Source organism: Porphyromonas sp. (assembly GCF_030529325.1).
GTDB lineage: Bacteria > Bacteroidota > Bacteroidia > Bacteroidales > Porphyromonadaceae > Porphyromonas_A.
In genome coordinates this window covers 1-19594 of record NZ_JAUMXC010000023.1, presented here as the reverse complement: position 1 = coordinate 19594, position 19594 = coordinate 1, and the positions used below count along the sequence as shown (strand labels likewise).

The following is a 19594-nucleotide window of genomic DNA, read 5'->3' as shown; positions in this document are numbered from 1 at the left end:
TGAATCCCAAAGATGTTGCTCAATTACATCTGGATATCATTCTTCCTTATCGCCCTCGTTGCTGCCGTCATACAGACGGTGGCAATGGGCGATACGGCTGTATGGGGCAACATTGTAGAAGCCATCTTTGGTTCGGCCAAGACAGGTTTTGAGATATCCCTCGGACTTACCGGGGTGCTCACTCTCTGGCAAGGCCTGCTCAAAGTAGGCGAACGCAGCGGCATGGTGCAGAGGATGTCTCGTGCCACGGCTCCGTTTTTCAAAGTTCTTTTCCCCGAAGTTCCTGCAGGTCATCCCGTCAATGGCACCATGCTGATGAACTTCTCTGCCAACCTTCTCGGGCTCGACAATGCCGCAACACCTCTCGGTCTTGAGGTGATGCAACAGTTGCAACAACTCAACAAGGACAAAGAGCGGGCATCCAATGCGATGATCATGTTCATCTGCATCAATGCCTCAGGGCTGACACTCATCCCTATTACCATCATCATGTACAGGATACAGCTCGGCAGTGCCTCACCGTCCGACATCTTCCTGCCTATACTCCTGGCGACGGGAACAAGTACACTGTCGGCCATACTTATGGTGGCCATACGGCAACGCATCAATCTCTTCCGCAAGGCATTTGTGATCCCTGCCTTGATCTTTGTCGCTCTCATAGGGTTGCTGTTTTATACCTTCAATAATGTTCCGAAAGAAGAGCTGACCCACTATTCTACCCTTACCTCTCACGTCATACTCTTCGGCTTTATCTGTCTGTTTATCCTTTCCGGAGTCCTTGCCAGACGCAACGTGTACGAAGACTTCATAGATGGGGCAAAGGATGGGTTCAAAACAGCCGTCACGATCATCCCTTATCTCGTTGCTATCCTCGTTGCTATCGGAGTCTTCAGGGCTTCGGGAGCGATGGATACTGTCATGTCGGGAGTCTCCTATCTCGTGAGTACGATGGGGCTTGACACTGCTTGGGTGGATGCCCTTCCTACTATGCTTATGAAGCCTCTCAGTGGCGGAGGTGCAAGAGGTCTCATGATCGATGCCATGCAGACCCACGGAGCCGATAGTTTTGTCGGACGCCTCGTGTGTCTAGTCCAAGGCGCCAGCGACACTACATTTTATATCATTGCTCTGTACTTCGGCAGTATAGCCATCAAGCGTACCCGCTATGCCCTCGGGGTTTCCCTCATCGCAGACCTCATCGGCATCGTCACGGGCATCTTCCTCTGCTACCTTTTCTTCGGGTAAAAGGCTTGCCGGGTCGTCCGGTGTTCTTGCATAATATCTCCGAAAACAACCTTAAAAGAAATAAAGAATTGAGGGCTGTCACAGTTCTCAATAGCTTAGCGTATATCAAGGTAGGCACCTTGATTTCGAGAGATGCACATCTCTCACGGACGAACAAGGCATTTTTCCCGATCACAAAAAGGATAGGAGAGACTTAGTGCCTGTTTTGGCATGTCCATTTTGAATAAAAGTCGTACTTTTGTCGGAAGGATGGCTCACATCATGCAATCGAAAACATTAGCAATACAACTCAAATTGAAGACATTAGATATACACAAGATACGTGAGGATTTTCCCGCACTTTCACAGACCATTTACGGAGACAAGAAGCTCATCTATCTCGACAATGCAGCGACAGCCCAAAAACCTCGTCAAGTCATCGAAGCCATGGATGAGGCGGCTCTCTTTCGCAACGCGAATATCCACAGAGGTGTCCACTTCCTCAGCCGGGAAGCCACCGAAGCTCACGAAGCAGCCCGCAGGACAGTAGCAGCCTTTATCGGAGCGGAGTCTCCCGAAGAGGTGCTCTTCACCAGAGGAACGACCGAAAGTATCAACCTCGTGGCGCACTCTTACGGACGCAAGTTTTTGAAACCCGGAGACGAAGTCATCATCTCCGTGATGGAGCACCACTCCAATATCGTGCCTTGGCAACTCCTCGACGGTGTACGACTTGTGCCCGTGCCGGTTACAGAGAGTGGAGATCTCGATATGGATGCATACCGCAAGGCCTTTTCGCCTCGCACCAAGTTGGTGTCCATGTGCCACTCATCAAACGTGCTTGGCACAACCAACCCCATTCGTGAGATCGCGAATATCGCTCATGCTCACGGAGCACATATGCTTGTCGATGCCGCTCAGTCGATAGCGCACCGACCTATCAATGTGCAGGAGATGGGTGTGGACTTCCTTGCCTTCAGTGGTCACAAGGTCTATGCTCCTACGGGGATCGGGGTGCTCTATGGTCGTCGTGAACTCCTCGATGCTATACCTCCCTACCAAGGTGGTGGAGAGATGATCGAAAAGGTGTCGTTTGAGAGCACCACGTTCAACGAAATACCATTCAAGTTTGAGGCCGGTACACCCGACTTCATTGGCAGTGTGGGCTTGGGCAAGGCTATAGAGTATATCCAATCGATAGGCTTCGATGCCATCATGAAGCACGAAGAAGAACTCCTTGTCTATGCCACCGAACGTCTGAGCACGATCGAGGGTATCAGATTTCATGGTACCTCAAAGACCAAGGAGGCTGTGATATCCTTTACCTTTGAGGGTATCCACCCTTACGATGCCGGTATGCTCATCGACCGTATGGGTATCGCCGTACGCACGGGACACCACTGTGCTCAGCCTCTCATGCGCGAACTTGGGCTTGAGGGAACGATCCGTGCAAGTTTTGCATTTTACAATACCAAAGAGGATATCGATGCTCTTGTGGCTGCGCTCGAGCGTGTCCTCCCTATGTTGAGATAAGAAACCAATAACATTTTATCAAGTCAAACTAAAGAAAATACAATGAAAAAGATCCTGACCTGCCTGGCAGCAATGATGCTCTGCCTATCGTTTGCCGACTGTACTACAACAAGTGCTTATAAGACTGTCTCTGTCGAAGAGTTCAAGACAATATTGAAAGAAGAGGGTATGCAGCTCCTTGATGCGCGTACGGCCGAAGAGTACGAAGCAGGGCATATCGACTGTGCCGTACAGATTTCCGTCAAAGATCAAGACTTTGAACAGCGTGCGCTTGAGACTTTTGACAAGTCTCGTCCGATAGCTGTGTACTGCCGTAGTGGTAAGCGTAGTGCCAAGGCTTCGGAAATCCTAAGCAAAGCCGGCTTCACGGTGATCAATCTGGATGGAGGCTATCAAGCCTTTATAAAGGAATAAGGGTAAAGTCTCCTGAGACTTTTTTCGCAACAACAGGCAGTGCCGTCAGACCTCAATCGGGGGATGTCGGCACTGCTTGTTTTTATGGCTTGGATAGATCAGGTTTCATGCTTTGTCTCCTTCGGGCTTCAAACCTTATACAACCATTGATTGTTAAATAGACAAGGACAAACAGGACTTAATACTTTACAACATACATATATGGAACTATCTCATATCGGGCTCATCGGTCTTGCGGTCATGGGCGAAAATCTCGCGCTGAACATGGAGCGCAACGGCTTCCGTGTCTCTGTCTATAATAGAAGCGCTGAGCAAGTGGACAGATTTATGAACGGTCGTGCAGCCGGCAAAAACTTCGTCGGCTGTAAGGATGTGGCCGGCTTTGTGGCTTCGCTCGAGAGACCTCGCAAGATCGTCATGATGATCAAGGCAGGCTCTCCTGTGGATCAGGTGGTAGACCAACTCCTTCCTCATCTCGAGGCGGGTGATATCCTCATCGATGGTGGCAACTCCAACTATATCGACACCGAACGCCGTGTGGCAGACCCCCATGCCAAAGGTGTGCACTTCGTAGGCTGTGGTATCTCCGGTGGTGAGGAAGGCGCACTCAATGGCCCATCCATCATGCCCGGTGGAGCGGCAGAGGCTCGTGAGCATGTGATGCCCATCTTGCAGAAGATAGCGGCAAAGGCCGGCGATGGCAGCCCTTGTTGCGACTGGGTCGGTGGCGGTGGCTCCGGACACTTCGTCAAGATGATCCACAATGGGATAGAGTACGGTGATATGCAGCTTATATCGGAGGCTTACTTCATCATGAAGAAGATTCTCAATTATGATAATGACCGTATGGCGGATGTCTTTGGAGAGTGGAACAGGGGCAAGCTCGACAGTTACCTCATCGAGATCACCGAAGCCATCCTTCGTCGCAAGGATGGCGAGACAGGTGGGCATCTCATCGATGTCATCCTTGATGCGGCAGGACAGAAAGGTACGGGCAAGTGGTCGGTGATCAATTCGCTCGAGTACGGTATCCCCCTCAACCTCATATCGACAGCGGTCTATGAGCGGAGCATCTCTGCTCTCAAGGATCTGCGTGTCGAGGCAGGTAGACTCTACAATCCTTATCTCGTGCCCATCCCATTCACCGGACGTGAGACAGAGAAGATAGCAACGGCTTTGTATGCTTCTAAGTTGGTGTCGTACGCTCAGGGCTTCCAACTCATGGCAGAGGCTTCCAAGGAAAGAGGCTGGGAACTCAACCTCAGCAACGTCGCTCGTCTATGGAGAGGCGGCTGCATCATCAGATCTTCGTTCCTCAACAAAATAGCTGAGGCTTACGAGCGTAACCCACAGTTGCCTCACCTCCTCTTCGATGAATACTTCAAGGAAGAGATGACAAAGTCTCTCGAAGACTGGAGGGAAGTCGTAGCCCTTGGTGCTCGTGTGGGTCTGCCCATACCGGCTTACTCTTCGGCTCTTAACTACTTCCATTCGCTCACCACAGCTCGCTTGTCTGCCAACATGATACAGGCACAGAGAGACTACTTCGGTGCACATATGTTCGAGAGAGTGGACAGACCGAGGGGTGAGTTTTTCCACGAAGACTGGGTAGGTCTCGGAGGAGATGCAGAAAGCACAGTCTACAACGCATAACAGCATAAGCCTATGACATTGACTACACGGAATATACAGCCGGTGATGCCGGAGTCTTTGATCCTCGTTATCTTCGGAGCTTCGGGCGACTTGACGATGCGCAAACTCGTACCGTCACTATATCAGCTCTTCGTAAAGGGCAAGATGCCCAAGCGTTTTGCTATCGTAGGGGCTGCGCGTACTTCTTACACGGATGAGGAGTATCGCGAATACCTGCATGGCAAACTGAGCGAGCATCTACCCGCCGATGTTTTCAAAGAAGACTTGGCTAAGGACTTCCTCCGGCACTTGTATTATCACGCTATGGACCCTGCCAAGGTGGAGGACTATACCGCGTTCAAAGAGAGATTGGAGACCTTGGACAAGAAGCTCGACAATCCTCAGAACTATGTCTTCTACCTCGCGACTCCTCCTCGTCTGTACGGAGTCATCCCCCAACACCTGACTCATGTGAAACTCAATGAGGGAAATGCACATGGTACAGAGCGTATCCGTCGTATTGTCATAGAAAAGCCATTTGGTTACGATCTTGAGTCGGCGTTGGCTCTCAATAAGGTGTACACATCTTCTTTTGAAGAGGATCAACTCTACCGTATCGACCACTTCCTCGGCAAAGAAACTGCCCAAAATATCATGGCCCTACGATTTGCCAACGGTATCTTCGAACCACTGTGGAATCGTAACTACATCGATCGCATCGAAATAACTGCGGTCGAAAATCTCGGTATCGAAGGTCGAGGAGGCTTTTACGATGAGACCGGGGCGCTCAGGGATATGGTGCAGAACCACCTCGTACAGTTGCTTGCTCTGACGGCAATGGAACCTCCTGCGGTATTCAACTCGGATACTTTCCGTAACGAAATCGTCAAGGTCTATCAGTCATTCAAGCCACTGACCCCCGAACAGATACACAACGAAGTCATACGAGGACAATACACCGAATCCACCGTCAATGACACCCACCTCAAGGCTTATCGCGAGGAAGATAAAGTAAATCCAGAAAGCCGGACGGAGACCTACGTCGCAATGAAGATGTATGTGGACAATTGGCGTTGGGGCGGAGTCCCTTTCTTCATACGCACCGGAAAGCAGATGCCTACCAAGGTGACAGAGATCGTGGTACACTTCAAAGGGACACCGCACTCTATGTTCAGTCCCGACTGTAGTACCGGTTGCGTGCCCAACATATTGACCATACGTATACAGCCCAATGAGGGTACAGCTCTTCGTTTTGGTATGAAGACGCCGGGTTCAGGATTTGACGTCCAACAAGTGTCTATGGATTTCTCTTACGACAAGCTCGGAGGCGTACCTGCCGGTGATGCCTACTCTCGCCTCTTAGAAGACTGTATGAAGGGAGATCCCACCCTTTTCACCCGAAGTGATGCTGTCGAAGCTGCATGGAAGTACTTCGATCCGATCATCAAAGCCTGGAAAGAGGACGACACCATACCTTTGCATGGTTATCCCGCTCGTACTTGGGGACCTAAGGAAGCGGATGCTCTCATGCCCGAAAGGAGATTTTGGACCAATCCTTGTAAAAACCTTACCGACACAGATCTCTATTGCGAACTATGACGATCAACTACAACCACTATACTGATCCTCAAGCTGTGGCAGAGGCTCTGTCTGAACGCATCATAGATCTCTATGACGCCGGAGGGGCGCGTCCCTACAGCGTTGCACTCAGTGGAGGATCCACCCCCAAGGCTCTTTTTGACTTTTGGTGTGCACATCCCGAGGAAATACGGGACAAAGACATACACTTCTGGTGGGTGGACGAACGCATGGTACCCGAGGAGTCCAAGGACAGCAATTACGGTAATGCACTGAGAGCAGTCTTTCAGCCTATCGGATACGATCCCAAGAAGTTGCACCCCATCAGGCATATTGAGGGGCAAAGCATCGATGAAGCAGTGGAGAAATACAATGCCGAAGCCGAGACTTTCAGGCTCAAGCACGGTAAATCCTCTCCTTTTGACCTCATCATCCTCGGTGTAGGCGAAGATGGACATACCTCTTCACTTTTCCCGGGTCAGGCTCTTTATGAAGTCGAAGAAGACTTCCTACGCTCCGTCCATCCTACAAACGGCATCGAGCGTGTGGCTCTCTCTTATGAAGGGATCCGCCGTAGTCCCAAGACCCTCTTCCATGTTACGGGTCAGGCCAAGACCGAACGTCTCGCACAAGTCATCACCCTTGCCGAAGGCGACGCCACAGACACAGATACCCGTCTCTTCCCTGCAGCCTATGCCATGCGTATAGCCAAGGGTATGGAGATATATACAGACATCCCGCTCCGATAACGAACATCCCCTCATGCGCACGACTCGAATCCTCAGCAGTATCCTTAATCCTTCCCTACTTTGGATGGCTCTCCTCCCACTCATCCTTTGTAGCGATGGAGTATGCGATGCTCCGGGTGTCAGTGCGCACATCGTTTCCGGAGTCCTTCTCATCCTCTTTGCGATAGTCCAAAGCCTCTTCCGCATCAACTATCGCAGTCTCTATGCCCACCTTCCCCTTTTACTCCTTATCCCATTCCATAAAGTTGCGCTGACACGCATCATGGTGGACATGATGGGCATGTCGCGGGACTATTCCACTCCGCTACTATTTGTCCTCATCATCGTTGCCGCGCTGTGGGGCATATCGTCGGTACGTACTTGCGAACTGAGTAAGCACCCCACCTGTCGCGAACTCCTGTTTTCAAACCGCCTCATGGGCATACTCGCTGTGACTTATCTCTTTGCACGTATAGCCCTTCCTCAGTATGCTTGGATGGAAGTCCATTTGCCATTTGCCCTCGTCACACTCGTATGGGTGACACACTGTGCACGCATCATCATGAGGGACAAAAAGGTGTCTGAGACAGATGATGATACACTCAGCGGATGTCGCCAAGAGGTGCGCATCGCTATCGTGCGAGGTCAGGAAATATGGCTCACTCCGCACCCTGCGGCAGACTGTGCCGAGAAGAAGAGCTATGACCTCCCATACTCTACGTTCCTCAGGAAAGAGGAAAACCGCCAAGCTGCGGTGCAACGGCTTGAGAAGAGTCTCCCGAAGGGGATGCACCCGAAGTTCCTCCTGCGCTACAATTCGGACGACAACGATGGCGGACACGTCGTGTACCTCTATGTCGTCAATATCGGCACCGAGTGTCCCGCTCCGAAGGTAGGAGTCGGTGGGGAGTTTTGGTGCAACCGCAAGATCACCGAAGAGATGAACAGCGGTCGCCTCTCCTCAGTCTTCAAAGAGGAGTATCAGTACCTCAAGCACACGATACTCCTTGCCAATTCGATAGTCTCCAAGCGCAGGTGTGACACCTGACGAAAGCACCGATCATCGGTGCTTTTTTGTATCCGCCGGCCTCATTTCCGTTGTTTTTTCGGCCGTCTCTTCCCATCGATATAACTCTTTGGCTACCAAGTGCGATCGTGAGGTGTCTATCTTACGATCACAAGTTAGACAACTTGCGTCATCAAGTTAGACAACCTGTGATCGCAAGTTAGACTCCTGTTTTTGTTACCTTCTACATCTTTCTTGAGCGTCGATGGATGCTTTGCAATGGGAACTCCCTGCGATTCATGTTTTTCTACGTATTATTAGGTATTGCAAATCACAAATATTATTAAGATATTTACGGCAAGGAGATTATATGTAAAAGCACAAGCGGAAACAAATCTTTCGTTGTATAACCGAGATGTTTAATTGTTGAAAGAGAAAACTTATGAAAAAAGCAGGATTGAGGCGACTTGTATTTGCCACCCTGACAGTGATCGGATGTTTTTTCTTGGCAGGGCAGAGGTTTGCCTATGCTGATGAGGTCAGAGATACTGTCGGCACAACACTGACCCGGGACCTCGATGAGGACAGCGCTTCTCTGTCGGCAGATGAGATCAAAAAGGTCAAAGAAGCAGTCAAAGCTGTGGATGCCAAGACCAAAAAAGCCTTTGATACGGCATTTGCCAAGTGGAAACATGAATGGAGGACTTCCTCTGAGACAAGGATGAGCAGCAGGACCACAGATGCCGGGAGGTTGGACACCTATCCTCCATTGAAATCCATGGGCAAGAAGATCATCCCTCTTGTTATCAATGAGTTGCTCGAAGAGGGTAATTTCTTTGCTCTTTCGCTCTATGATGATCTGCAACAAGACGCGAGCAAAAAGTCCACTCTTGGGATAGAGCAGGAGCGTGCAATACATACCGTAAGACTATGGCTGTCGGGACAGACAGACAAAAAGTAAATACAAAATCTCGTGAATTTGTGAACAAGGCTGAGGGTCAGGAGCTGTCATATCTCCGACCCTCCCTTTTTTTCTGAACACCGGACCATTGCAAAGAGTAGGTTTCTTGGCAAAGAAAGTGTATATTTAAGCGTTTTAAGCCCTTTTCCCCGACACTTTTTGTAGCGATCGGGACATGATCGAGGGAGATGACAAAACATGAAACATGGCGACTATGACACCGAAAAGGATATCCGGCAGATTGATGATGATACTCTGTGCCCTACTGCTTGGGGCGCTCTTTCCGAGAGTGGTACAGGCACAGGACGAGGCCAAGGTCGAGGAGTATGAGCGTTTGATCGCCGAGGCATACAAGGCATTGGGCAACGAGCAGGCAGACAGTGCCGTGACCCTCTTCAACAAAGCGATAGGGCTGATGCCCAAAGCTCCTACCAACTACATGATCAGGAGCAACATCGCAGAGATACACTTGGCGCGTCGAGACACGACGCTTGCCCTCAACGAGTTGCATGAGGCGATACGGTTGCAACCGGATCTCATCGTCCTGCGTGAACGCCGTGCAGAGATATTCGGCAAGTTGGGACGGTATGACGAAGCCCTCTTCGACTACGATCACATCGTCTCACTGAACCCGAAGCGCGAATTGTCGCTATTCAACCGAGCTCTGCTCAAGATCGATATGAAGCTCTATGATGCCGCCATCAGCGATCTGGAGACGATAATACAGAACAACGACAAGGCTTATCTGCCTCGTATTGCCCTTGCTTCGGCAGCACTGAAAAAAGGTGACGAGGAGCAGGCAGAGAGGATATACAATTTCCTCATATCCTCATACCCCAAGATCCCTGTGGCTTACAGAGAACGGGCACGGTTGTACATTTCCCAAGATCGCAAAGCCCTCGCACTCAAAGATGTGCGAGAGGTCATGAAGCGTCCCGAGCGTGTGACCTATGAGGACTATCTGCTCAGAGGGCGCATCTGGGCGATGTACGGGGAGAGCAAGGAGGCACGTTTGGACTTCGAGAAAGCTCGAGAAATGGGGGCTTCGGAGGAGGAGGTCAAGGAAGCAAAGAAATTTTAGAAACAAGCTCAAAATAAAGACGAACTATGATGAGACATGCATGGCTCAGGATGGTACTGCTCATATCCCTACTCTCGGTATGGATGTGGCAGGAGAGCAAGGCAAGTGTGGCAACAGACCGTATGTTGGTCGCACAAGAGAGGACAAAGAGCATGAAAGACAAGAAGAAAACATCCGATATACTTGAGGAACTTCTCTCTCTCAACAGATTGCATGAGAACTTTTATCGCAACATAGATGAGTATGATGAGAATACGGCTTCGCCCGACACGCTCAAGTGGGGACTCAAAAAAACTTCGGAGGAATCCCTGAAAATCATCCGACGCCTGCTTGCCGATCGCAATTCGTTGGCAAAAAAGCCGGGCAAGGAACTTCTGTACCAACTACAAGTGAGGCGTGCGACGGGTGTAATGCTGTATCCCCGTCCGGATGACTCGGCGACCGAGTATGAGGTACTGATATCAGTCCTCTCCGATATGAGCATAACGATAGTACAGAGAATGGAGTGGGATAAGGGGCTGAGAGCCGAGGTCGACAGACTTGTCTCTGATGAGATCAAAGCAGCTACCGGTGCAGGCCTTTATGCTCAGGCTCTTGTCCTGTGTGAAAACCGGGGCAGGGCATTGAGTGATCAAGAGTGGGTGGATATGATGAAAGGACACAGAGCCCTCTTTGATGGACAGGAGGAGCAGGCTGTGCTGGATCTCATCTTCCTCAAAAAGGAACGATCGAAAGACTTCTTGGAGTTGAGGGATAAAGTCCTCGACATGAATCCTGAAGAAGGACTCGATGAGGCTTGGGTCAAGGCTCAAACGATGTTTGAGGAGACCCTTGATACTCTCATGAAAAGGGTGAAAAAAAGAGAGTATGCGTCTCGTATCCAAGCCTTCAGAGACGAGATGTTCAAAGAGCGTGGAAGGGTCAACCTGAAGGACTATGATGCCAAAGATGGTTCTGTCACCGTGGAGGTCGTCGCAACAGCTCCAAAGGGGGGCTTTTTGGAACGCGATACACAGAAAGGACGCAAATTCAAGGAGACTGATAAGCCGTCAAAGACGACTCGGAAGTGGACCCTTAATCCAAATGTCAATGGAGTGGTACGCCATAGCTTCAGAGACAAGGTGCCTTGTATCGGTCATCACACTTATAAGCTGACTCCGGTCGGTCGCTCTCGTGGTATTGCATTCGATCATCAGACCCACTCCCGATTGGAGACTCAGAACGAGCATGGGAAAAATTTTCTCAATGTTTTTGCACGGGATCCGCTCGACGGCAAACCCTTGCCCGGTGTTGTGATCACACGATACAACCAAGCTGACAACTCCGTTATCAGCAAAATGATCACAAATACAAAGGGTCGTACCTCCATGCCTTACTTGGATCGTGAGACGTATGTTGTCATCGAAGACAACAGACTGGCAAGAGGTTATGAACACTTCTATATTTTTCCGAAACGCCCTGTCCGAGTACGCACAGCCACCTACAAGATAGCGCAGATATACACGGATAGACCTGTGTACAGACATGGACAGACCGTGAAAGTCGGTGTACTACTGTACAAGGATATGCCTAAAAGTATGGCTGTTGCTCCCAACACCCCGGGCAAACTCGTAGTGACTGCATCTGTCAATATGCGTGAGGTAAAGCTCGAGACATTGCCTTTTACAACCAATGCCAATGGTGTGGCAGAGCTTTCGTTTACACTCCCCAAGGATGAAGATTATCAGATGTTTGGCTTGAAAGTGGAAGGGCGTTACAAGGGGAGTGAGTCCCTTGATGTCAAAGCGTACAAAAGGCAACACCTGGCAGTCTTCGTAGACAGTGTCACATCCGGATACGTCATTGGGAAACCTCTCGTGATCCACGGCAGAGTCACGGACTACAACGGACTTCCGACTGCTGCACAGCTCAATATTGTATACGATATGACCGGAAAAAGAGCGACGATGCCCCACTCGGTAGGCAATGATGGTAAGTTTGTCGTCACCACTCCTCCTCTAAGTCACAAGCAGCATCACTATATCAATGAAGTGCGAGTGAGTGCGATAGATGCTTTGGGGCGTATCGCCACTGATGCTCATTCGTACCAAAAGGATACTACTGACCTGCCGCTGAATGCAGAGGCCTTGAGCTCAATCAAAGGTATTGATAAGGACGACTTTATCCTCTCGACAGAGACACAACCCTACGTAAACCTGCGACTCGGAGACCTCAACAGATACAAGGTATTTGCTTACTTCAGAGACACTAACGGAAAGGTCTTTGAGCTTGGTGAACTCCCTATCAATGGGGTAAAGAAATTCTCTCTCCCGTCCCTCCCATCCGGGCAATACATTCTCGGTCTGAGGGCAAAAGATGGTTATGGAAATCCCGTTGTCGATGAAGCTAAGGACTACATCATCTACAGTAGGACAGACAAGCTCCCTCCTATACCTACAGCTTTGTGGGTGTTGCCTATCCTAAAGAAAGGTGATAAGACTCTCCGTTTCGGTAGTTCGTACGACTCATACATAAGCCTTTTGTTCACCTCGGGAGAGGATATATTGATGCACGACATCGTCCATGTCAACAAGAAGATAGTGGACTACAAGATCCCTCGCGACCTCCTATCCAAGGGCGAATTGGATGTGAAATTTATCTCCTATAACAACGGCATACCGGACTATCAGAAAATCAACGTGCTGTCCAAAGATGTGGCATCTACCGACTCTCTCAACATTGTCGGGATAAAAGAGGGTGAGAAATTCTTCCCCAAAGCAAAGGTGCATCGCAAGCTGGTCATCAAGGACAGCAAGGGTAAGCCACTGGCTCACTCTCCCGTCTTTGTTACCGTCTTTGACAAAGCTGTGCTTCAAGCGACAACCAATCAATCATTCTGGTCTTATGTTCTGACAAGGCAGGATGAAACGGTATTCGGATACAACGATTTCAGAACATCTTATGATCCCGGTGCTGTCCTTCTCAGATCAGACGGTCTGTCAGAAGAAGCGCAATGTATGCAGGTTACACCAACTCCATTCAGTGAAAATTCGGCGATGAAGGCCGGTTTCCCCCCAGCGGCTTCGGGTATACAGGTACGCTCTGACTTTTCCGAAACGGCTTATTTTACAGTGCTTTTGGAGACCAATGCCAATGGAGAGATAGTGTATGACTATGAACTTCCGGACACGCAGACGAAGTATGTGGAAAAGATCTTTACTTTCGACAAAAGCCTCAAGCTCCAGTCGATCAAGGACTTCTCCTTTGACGTGTACAGTCCGGTGTCTGTCGAAGTCAATCTCCCACGCTACCTCACCCGCGGTGACCACCTCATCGGCGAAGCTCTCTTACGCAATACCACAGAGACCGCTACGTTCGTCTCTTATCAAATCATGGCAGGAGAAAAGGCGCTCGCTGAGGGTACGCAGACCATCCCTGCGAAAGCCTCCTCCACAGTACGCTTTGAGGTACGCCCCGAGATGCTCACCGGAGACACAGTGTCCATCACAGCGCAGATCATCGGTGACGGCTACTCCGACGCTGTCAAGAGGGAGATCCCTCTACGCACAGACATGACGGAGTACAACATCGCAGTGCCATTCTCTCTCTACAAAAAGGGAGAGACGACACTCGATCTGCCAAAGCTCGACAGACTCACCTCAGTCCCCGATCTCTTTGCGTACTTCAATCCGACCAACCTCCTGCTCACTCGATTGGCTCAGGAGTACAGTATGGCGATGGAGACCGGTGTGCAAAAACTTTCACACTACGGAGCACTCCACAGTTTGGTTGTCTTTGCCAACATCCAAGACCTCTTCCGCAGACAGCCCCAAGTGCGGGCATCTATCGTGGAAGCCTTGCCTGCCCTGCAGGAAGCTGCCCAAAAATCAGGCCCCGTAGATCTCCGAGCAGACAGGGGGCACTTCATGGCACAACGCCTCACCGATCCTCACACCTTGGCAACATTCTATCGATTCATCACCGATGATCGACGACTGGAGGATTACCTCAAAGCTCTGGAAAAGAAGATCAAAGGCAACCTCAATGCCGACGGAGGTTGGGGATTTGCCCGAGAACACACCTCGGTATGGCTGACACTCTACACCCTCGATATGTTGGGCGATGTGCCCCGGGAGCGACTCAAAGCAACTTTTGCCGGCGAGATTGCCAAGGCTTTTGCCTACCTCGATGGGGAGTTTGTCCGGAAGGAGTCTTATGTCAGCATGATCGACTATGCTACCACTCGCCATACTCACGGACTTGAGCTCAAGAGTCTCGATCCCAAACTCGCATCCGCCCTCCGCAAAGAAGCCCAAAGCGCACGCAATATCTATCGTGACTTCTGGCCGAGCCGTCTGTTTAAGTATGGTAAGTTTACATCCTTCTACAGCGATGCCAAGCACAATGCCGAAGTCCAAAAGTTCGTCGACGATATGAGTCTCCATACCCGTAGCGATAACGAACAAGTGGGATTTGAGCTGTACAAACAAGCAAGGGACAAGGGAACACCCAAAGAGAGTGTGATAGCCCTTTTCCTCAAAGCCAAGCAAGGATTTATCTGGGACAACACCATGGCTATACAGGCAGTGAGACTCCTCCTCACCCATATCACACCTACTCGTGTGGAAAAGGGTGCAACGCTCATCGTAGGCGGACGAGAGATGAGACTCACCGATAGCGAACGGGCTATGGGCTTCGTCTCTCGACACATGGATGGTCTCACAGAGAAGTTTGCCATCGCTCTCGGCAAAGGGATTACTACCGACTTCTTCTTTGGCGGCATTGTCTATGGTGTCACCGAGCCTATGATAAAGGTCACACCTACGGGCGATCACCTCAAGGTCTTCAAGGAAGTCTTTGCGCGTAGAGTCACCGAGTCCAACACCACTTCGCTCGTACCCGTCTCTACCACACAGCCGGCACGTAAGGGTGAAAAACTCATCATCCGCTACCACGTAGAGACAGATAGAGACCTCAGCCTCGTCACCATAAAGGATGACCGATCGGCAGGTGGTGAGCCGGGCAATATCCTAAACGGCTATAAAGTTTCAGACAGAGTGTGGTGGGCTTTCCGTAGAGGAGAAGCTACCGACAGACTCTTCATCGACTTTATCCCAAGGGGCAGACACACCTTTGAACTCGAAGTCACAGTAACGACCGAAGGCACATTTGTCTACGGACCGGCCGAGATCGTCTCCTACTACGCTCCGGAGTTTGCCGGTAACAGCGCAGGAGGACAATTCTCTATCTCTCCGATATCAACCAAGAATTTCAAATAATCCGGAGTTGTCAAAGGGATCGTGAGACTTATTTCCTGAGATATTCGTGCGGTATGTTTTATAATGCATTGCATATTTGATGTGAAATGTGTAAATTTCAGGCGTTGGTTCATCCCAACATGGTAGTATGGAAACTACTATTATGATTTACTGTCTACCATGTAAAAAAGACCTTTGAACCAAGATGTATTCTTGCGACAAATTTTATCAATACCATAACCTATGAATAGACATTTATTTTTGTTTATAGTACTTCTTTTTTGCGCCTCTACATTGTTCGCACAAGAAAAACAGGGAGTTGTTTCCGGACATATTCGGGATGGTCAAGGCCCATTGGTGGGAGCATCTGCCTTCTTAATCAAGGATCAATCTACTCAAGAAATATTCCGGTACGCAATAAGTGATAGTAATGGCAAATTTTCGATAACGATTCCTGAGGGTGATTATATCTTGGGAGTAAGTTTTGTCGGATACGATCTCTACGTAAAAGAAATACATATCACTTCAGAAAAACTGGATGTTGGCTCTATCACTTTGCAAGAGACCACCAAAGAACTTCAAACAGTGGTGGTCCGGGGCAAGGCGGTCAAAGTACGTACACAACCTGATGGGTTCGTTGTAAATGTAAAAGAACTCAGAGAACGGAGCAACGATGCTCTTGACTTGTTAAAGTTGATCCCCAGAGTACAGGTAAAGGGAGATCAACTTTCCGTAATCGGTAAAGATAAGGTATTGGTTAAGGTCGGAAATGTCTTACAGCGCGTAGAGGCATCCGAAATAGCCTCTGTTCTTAAAGGATACGATGCAGGGCTGATTGACCGCGTGGAGGTTATCACTCAGCCTCCTCTTCGTTATGACCCTGATGGGAATACGGCAATGATTATACTGCACACCTCTTCTATATTCAAGGAGTATATAGGAGGGGTTGTCGGCACCGAAGAGATGTGGGGGGGCAAAGACAATTTTCGCTTCGGGGGTCATGGCGCACTACATTACAATCGTCGGGGACTTTTTGCCTCTCTTGCTCCCTCTATCAATTTTAATGGCTCTGAATATTCAGAGCAACAAGAATATCAGATGGGGAAATATCAATATAAGGTACAGACCCCCTCTGTGGGACAATTCAACTATAAAGGCATACGAGGCAATTTGCAATATGAATATGGAGATAAGAAACTGATAGGGTGGGCATTCTCGTGGAATGGGAAAAAATACAACAATCAGTTCGAGAGTCGCGAAATCTCGTCTCAGTTGGGAGACTTCGAGCGTGTGGTGGACAATGAAAACAGCTACAAATCAAGTGAACCACGCCTGACGGCAACTGCCTACTGGGAAACAACCTTTGGACGGAAAGGGCATCAAGTTTGGACAGAGCTATCCTATTTCAATCTGACCAATGGCTCTCAGACAAACTATGTAGGGCGTGAACTCTTCCAAAATACTCCATTTTTGAAATACTCGGAAGACAACGATATAAACACCTCCGGTCTGAATTTGAATAATGACTACTCCATCTACATAGACTCAGAGCATAAATACTTGCTGGAGACCGGGATAAAGGGGGCTTGGAGTTTTACGACCAATTATAGAACACATACGGAACATAGAAACCTCAACCCTGCAACCCTTCAGAGCAATAGTATACGATGGAATGAATTGATACTGACCCCCTACATAAGTAGCACACTTCGATTTGGCGAACGATGGTGGATGCGATTGGGACTAAAATATACCGGTACCCAATCTCTTCTACAACAAATAGGTAAAAACCCAACTGGTATCCCCAAAGTATCAATGTACCATGATGCATGGCTGCCCTTGCTACACACAAGCTATACCCCATCATCCGGCCATCAAATTACATTCTCGTTCAACAGCTCCATCGACCGTCCCAAATTCAAAGACCTCAATCCGTTTGTATGGCAAATCAATGAAAATTCTTTCTATAGAGGTAATACAGACCTAAGACCCCAACTCTACTATATCACAAGCTTAGGATATACTTTCAAAAGAGCACTATCCATCAAAGGTAGGGCTAAAAGAGGGTTAGGGTTGATCACTACTCTATCAACGATGCAAGAGAAAAAGATATATACCCAAATGGAAAATGCTCAAAACAGCTTGTTTTTAGGACTCGAAGCCGGATATTACCTTGATAAGTTAAGCTGGATGAGTGCCGGTATAGATGGCTATTATGGTTGGAGTCAATACACCTCGACCCATCAGTCTCTTCTGCCCGAAACACAAGGCCGTGAATGGGGGCTGAGCGGGTATTTAGACATTACTTTCAATAAAAATCGTACATGGACAGGGTATATATCGGGAGAGTATACCGGACGCAAAAATACGACCGTGGCATCTATCGAACCCCAATACGATTTAGGTATAGGTATGAGTTATTTTCTACTTAATAGACGTTTATCTCTATCCGTCGCAGGTCTGAATCTTATCTCCTCTGCCTACAAGGGAGTCAGTCATCGAGCAGGATACTCTATTTCATTCAATAACAGATACTCTTATCCTACTCTTTATCTGTCTATTTCCTATAAATTTTCCAATGCAAAAGATAGAACGAACACTCGCTCCAAGGGTGCTCAAGAAATCGAACATCGCTTCTGATTGTCTTTTATGAAGATAATCAAGCAAAAAGATGGAAAGAAAAATATCTTTAACTTTGTTGTAAATGTTTTATAAAGTTATAGCCTTATGAATACGATTAAATGTACTAAACACGTTCTTTTATTGGCTTTCTTCATTTTACCTATTCTTTTTGCTTCTTGTGATGGGGATAACCAAGCCCCTAATTACAAGCAACATATTTTGAGGGATTATGTATGGAAGGGTATTGCCAAATATGATAAAGAGTCCGGAGGTACAAATATTCGCGAAGGAGATGTCACCCTTGTTTTTATGTCAGGGGGCTTGAAAGACTTAAATCCCAAGACAACTGTAAAAGATGAACCTAAAGCAGAAGCTGGTAGCGGTGTAGAGGAAGGAATTGTTTATCTCACCTATAGTATAGGTGATTTTATTGACAATCAAAAGGGAACATACAGATTTGAGAATGGAGCATTGAGGATTGTTACATATTATGATATTGAACGAGAGCCTTGGCTTAAGAAGGCAAGAGAATTTATATTTATGAGAAAAGACTCCTCAAAGGGTAGATTGCACTTTGTGAATATAAATGATAGTCATAATATACTCAAGGAATTGATCCTGAGCCCGGTCACTCCAAAATAAAGATGCCAATATCATATGACATAAAGAGAATGGTGAGAATTTGAAAAACAGAATGTCGATTTGAGCCATTTTTATCCCTAAATGAAGACAAGAACCACCAACCGAAGAGTGTGTAAGCACTTATCCGGTGGTGGTTCTTATATTTCAGCACAAGGGCATCCGTTTTACGGATGATCGATCGTCTCTGACAATAAATTCCACACATAGAGACCATAAAAAAGCGGTGTGTCATAATGCACAAACTGCTGTGTTGCTTGCGACATTCGGCTTCGGTTACATACCTTAGTATACTCCCTTCAGCCTCAGTCTTAGCGCCTTGCATTTTGCGCATTCTGAGACACCTAAAAAGGGGCCGGGCAAAATCCAATTTTGCCACAGCCCCTTGTGTATTATCAGATAGAAATATTCCCTATCTCTTGTAGTATGGTATATGCACCTTGAATCGTGGGTGACGGAGGATGACCATGCCGGTATCTTCGCGTATTTCTTCCACTTTGAGACTGTACTTGCCGGATGTCATGGAAGATGCGGCTTTACCTCTGTATTGCAGATCAAACTCTATGGTCTCCCCGAGGGTGGGGTTGATGACTTCCGGGGTGATCTCGAGGTATGAGCCCTCATAAGTGGTGATCCAACCTCCGTAGGGACGTGCACTGTTGTGCAGTGTCACTCCGACTCCTTCTTTCTCCGAGATCATTACGAATCTTATGATTTCATTGTTGCTGTAGTATTTGCCGTCTGTCCCATAGACCCCCGGCTCGATGATCTTGTCTGCCACCTTGACCGTGACATGTAGTTTAGCTTCCTGACCGTCTTGTCCTGTGGCTGTGAGGTAGGCCTCGCCCTCATAGAGCCCTTTGATCTCTACAATGCCGGTCTTACCGTCCCACTTGTAGGATATGACGTCTTCGGGGTCCTCTTTTGTCAGCGTCACAA

Annotated in this window: 12 protein-coding genes and 1 pseudogene; 12 read left to right on the top strand and 1 reads right to left on the bottom strand. The window is 48.5% G+C overall.

The annotated features are described in order from the left end of the window. The first annotated feature begins 12 nt into the window (after window positions 1-12). From Q4A14_RS05125 to Q4A14_RS05070, 12 genes are all read left to right on the top strand, one after another. A complete protein-coding gene (locus tag Q4A14_RS05125) occupies window positions 13-1245 on the top strand; it encodes a nucleoside recognition domain-containing protein (protein WP_303170428.1) in 1233 nt (410 codons plus the stop codon). Window positions 1246-1506: 261 nt separating this feature from the next. Next, complete coding sequence (locus Q4A14_RS05120; protein WP_303170427.1) at window positions 1507-2757, top strand: aminotransferase class V-fold PLP-dependent enzyme; 1251 nt, start codon at window positions 1507-1509, stop codon at window positions 2755-2757. Window positions 2758-2799: 42 nt separating this feature from the next. Beyond that, window positions 2800-3171, top strand: coding sequence for a rhodanese-like domain-containing protein (locus Q4A14_RS05115; RefSeq protein WP_303170426.1), 372 nt, complete (start codon window positions 2800-2802; stop codon window positions 3169-3171). A 201-nt stretch (window positions 3172-3372) separates the two neighbouring features. Beyond that, window positions 3373-4824, top strand: coding sequence for a decarboxylating NADP(+)-dependent phosphogluconate dehydrogenase (gene gnd, locus Q4A14_RS05110; protein ID WP_303170424.1), 1452 nt, complete (start codon window positions 3373-3375; stop codon window positions 4822-4824). Between the two features lie 12 nt (window positions 4825-4836). Continuing rightward, window positions 4837-6402: a glucose-6-phosphate dehydrogenase gene (gene zwf, locus Q4A14_RS05105; protein WP_303170423.1), complete on the top strand. Its 1566-nt coding sequence runs from the start codon at window positions 4837-4839 to the stop codon at window positions 6400-6402. Beyond that, a complete protein-coding gene (gene pgl / locus Q4A14_RS05100; protein ID WP_303170422.1) occupies window positions 6399-7130 on the top strand; it encodes a 6-phosphogluconolactonase in 732 nt (243 codons plus the stop codon). The genes zwf and pgl overlap by 4 nt, the downstream gene beginning before the upstream one ends. A 13-nt stretch (window positions 7131-7143) precedes the next feature. Then, the gene (locus Q4A14_RS05095) at window positions 7144-8157 is read left to right on the top strand and encodes a hypothetical protein (protein ID WP_303170421.1); all 1014 of its coding nucleotides are present in this window, start codon (window positions 7144-7146) and stop codon (window positions 8155-8157) included. Window positions 8158-8557: 400 nt separating this feature from the next. After that, the gene (locus Q4A14_RS05090; protein WP_303170420.1) at window positions 8558-9076 is read left to right on the top strand and encodes a hypothetical protein; all 519 of its coding nucleotides are present in this window, start codon (window positions 8558-8560) and stop codon (window positions 9074-9076) included. A gap of 214 nt (window positions 9077-9290) precedes the next feature. After that, entirely contained in the window at window positions 9291-10157 is an 867-nt protein-coding gene (locus Q4A14_RS05085) for a lipopolysaccharide assembly protein LapB (protein ID WP_303170418.1), read from the top strand. Window positions 10158-10183: 26 nt separating this feature from the next. Next, on the top strand, window positions 10184-15415 hold the full coding sequence (locus Q4A14_RS05080) for an MG2 domain-containing protein (RefSeq protein WP_303170417.1): 5232 nt from the start codon (window positions 10184-10186) through the stop codon (window positions 15413-15415). Window positions 15416-15637: 222 nt separating this feature from the next. After that, complete coding sequence (locus Q4A14_RS05075) at window positions 15638-18034, top strand: outer membrane beta-barrel family protein (RefSeq protein ID WP_303170416.1); 2397 nt, start codon at window positions 15638-15640, stop codon at window positions 18032-18034. Between the two features lie 87 nt (window positions 18035-18121). Then, complete coding sequence (locus Q4A14_RS05070) at window positions 18122-18658, top strand: hypothetical protein (protein WP_303170415.1); 537 nt, start codon at window positions 18122-18124, stop codon at window positions 18656-18658. Window positions 18659-19067: 409 nt separating this feature from the next. On the opposite strand, the pseudogene Q4A14_RS05065 reads toward Q4A14_RS05070, so the two are convergent. Next, a pseudogene (locus Q4A14_RS05065) lies at window positions 19068-19594 on the bottom strand (hypothetical protein); the annotation flags it as partial.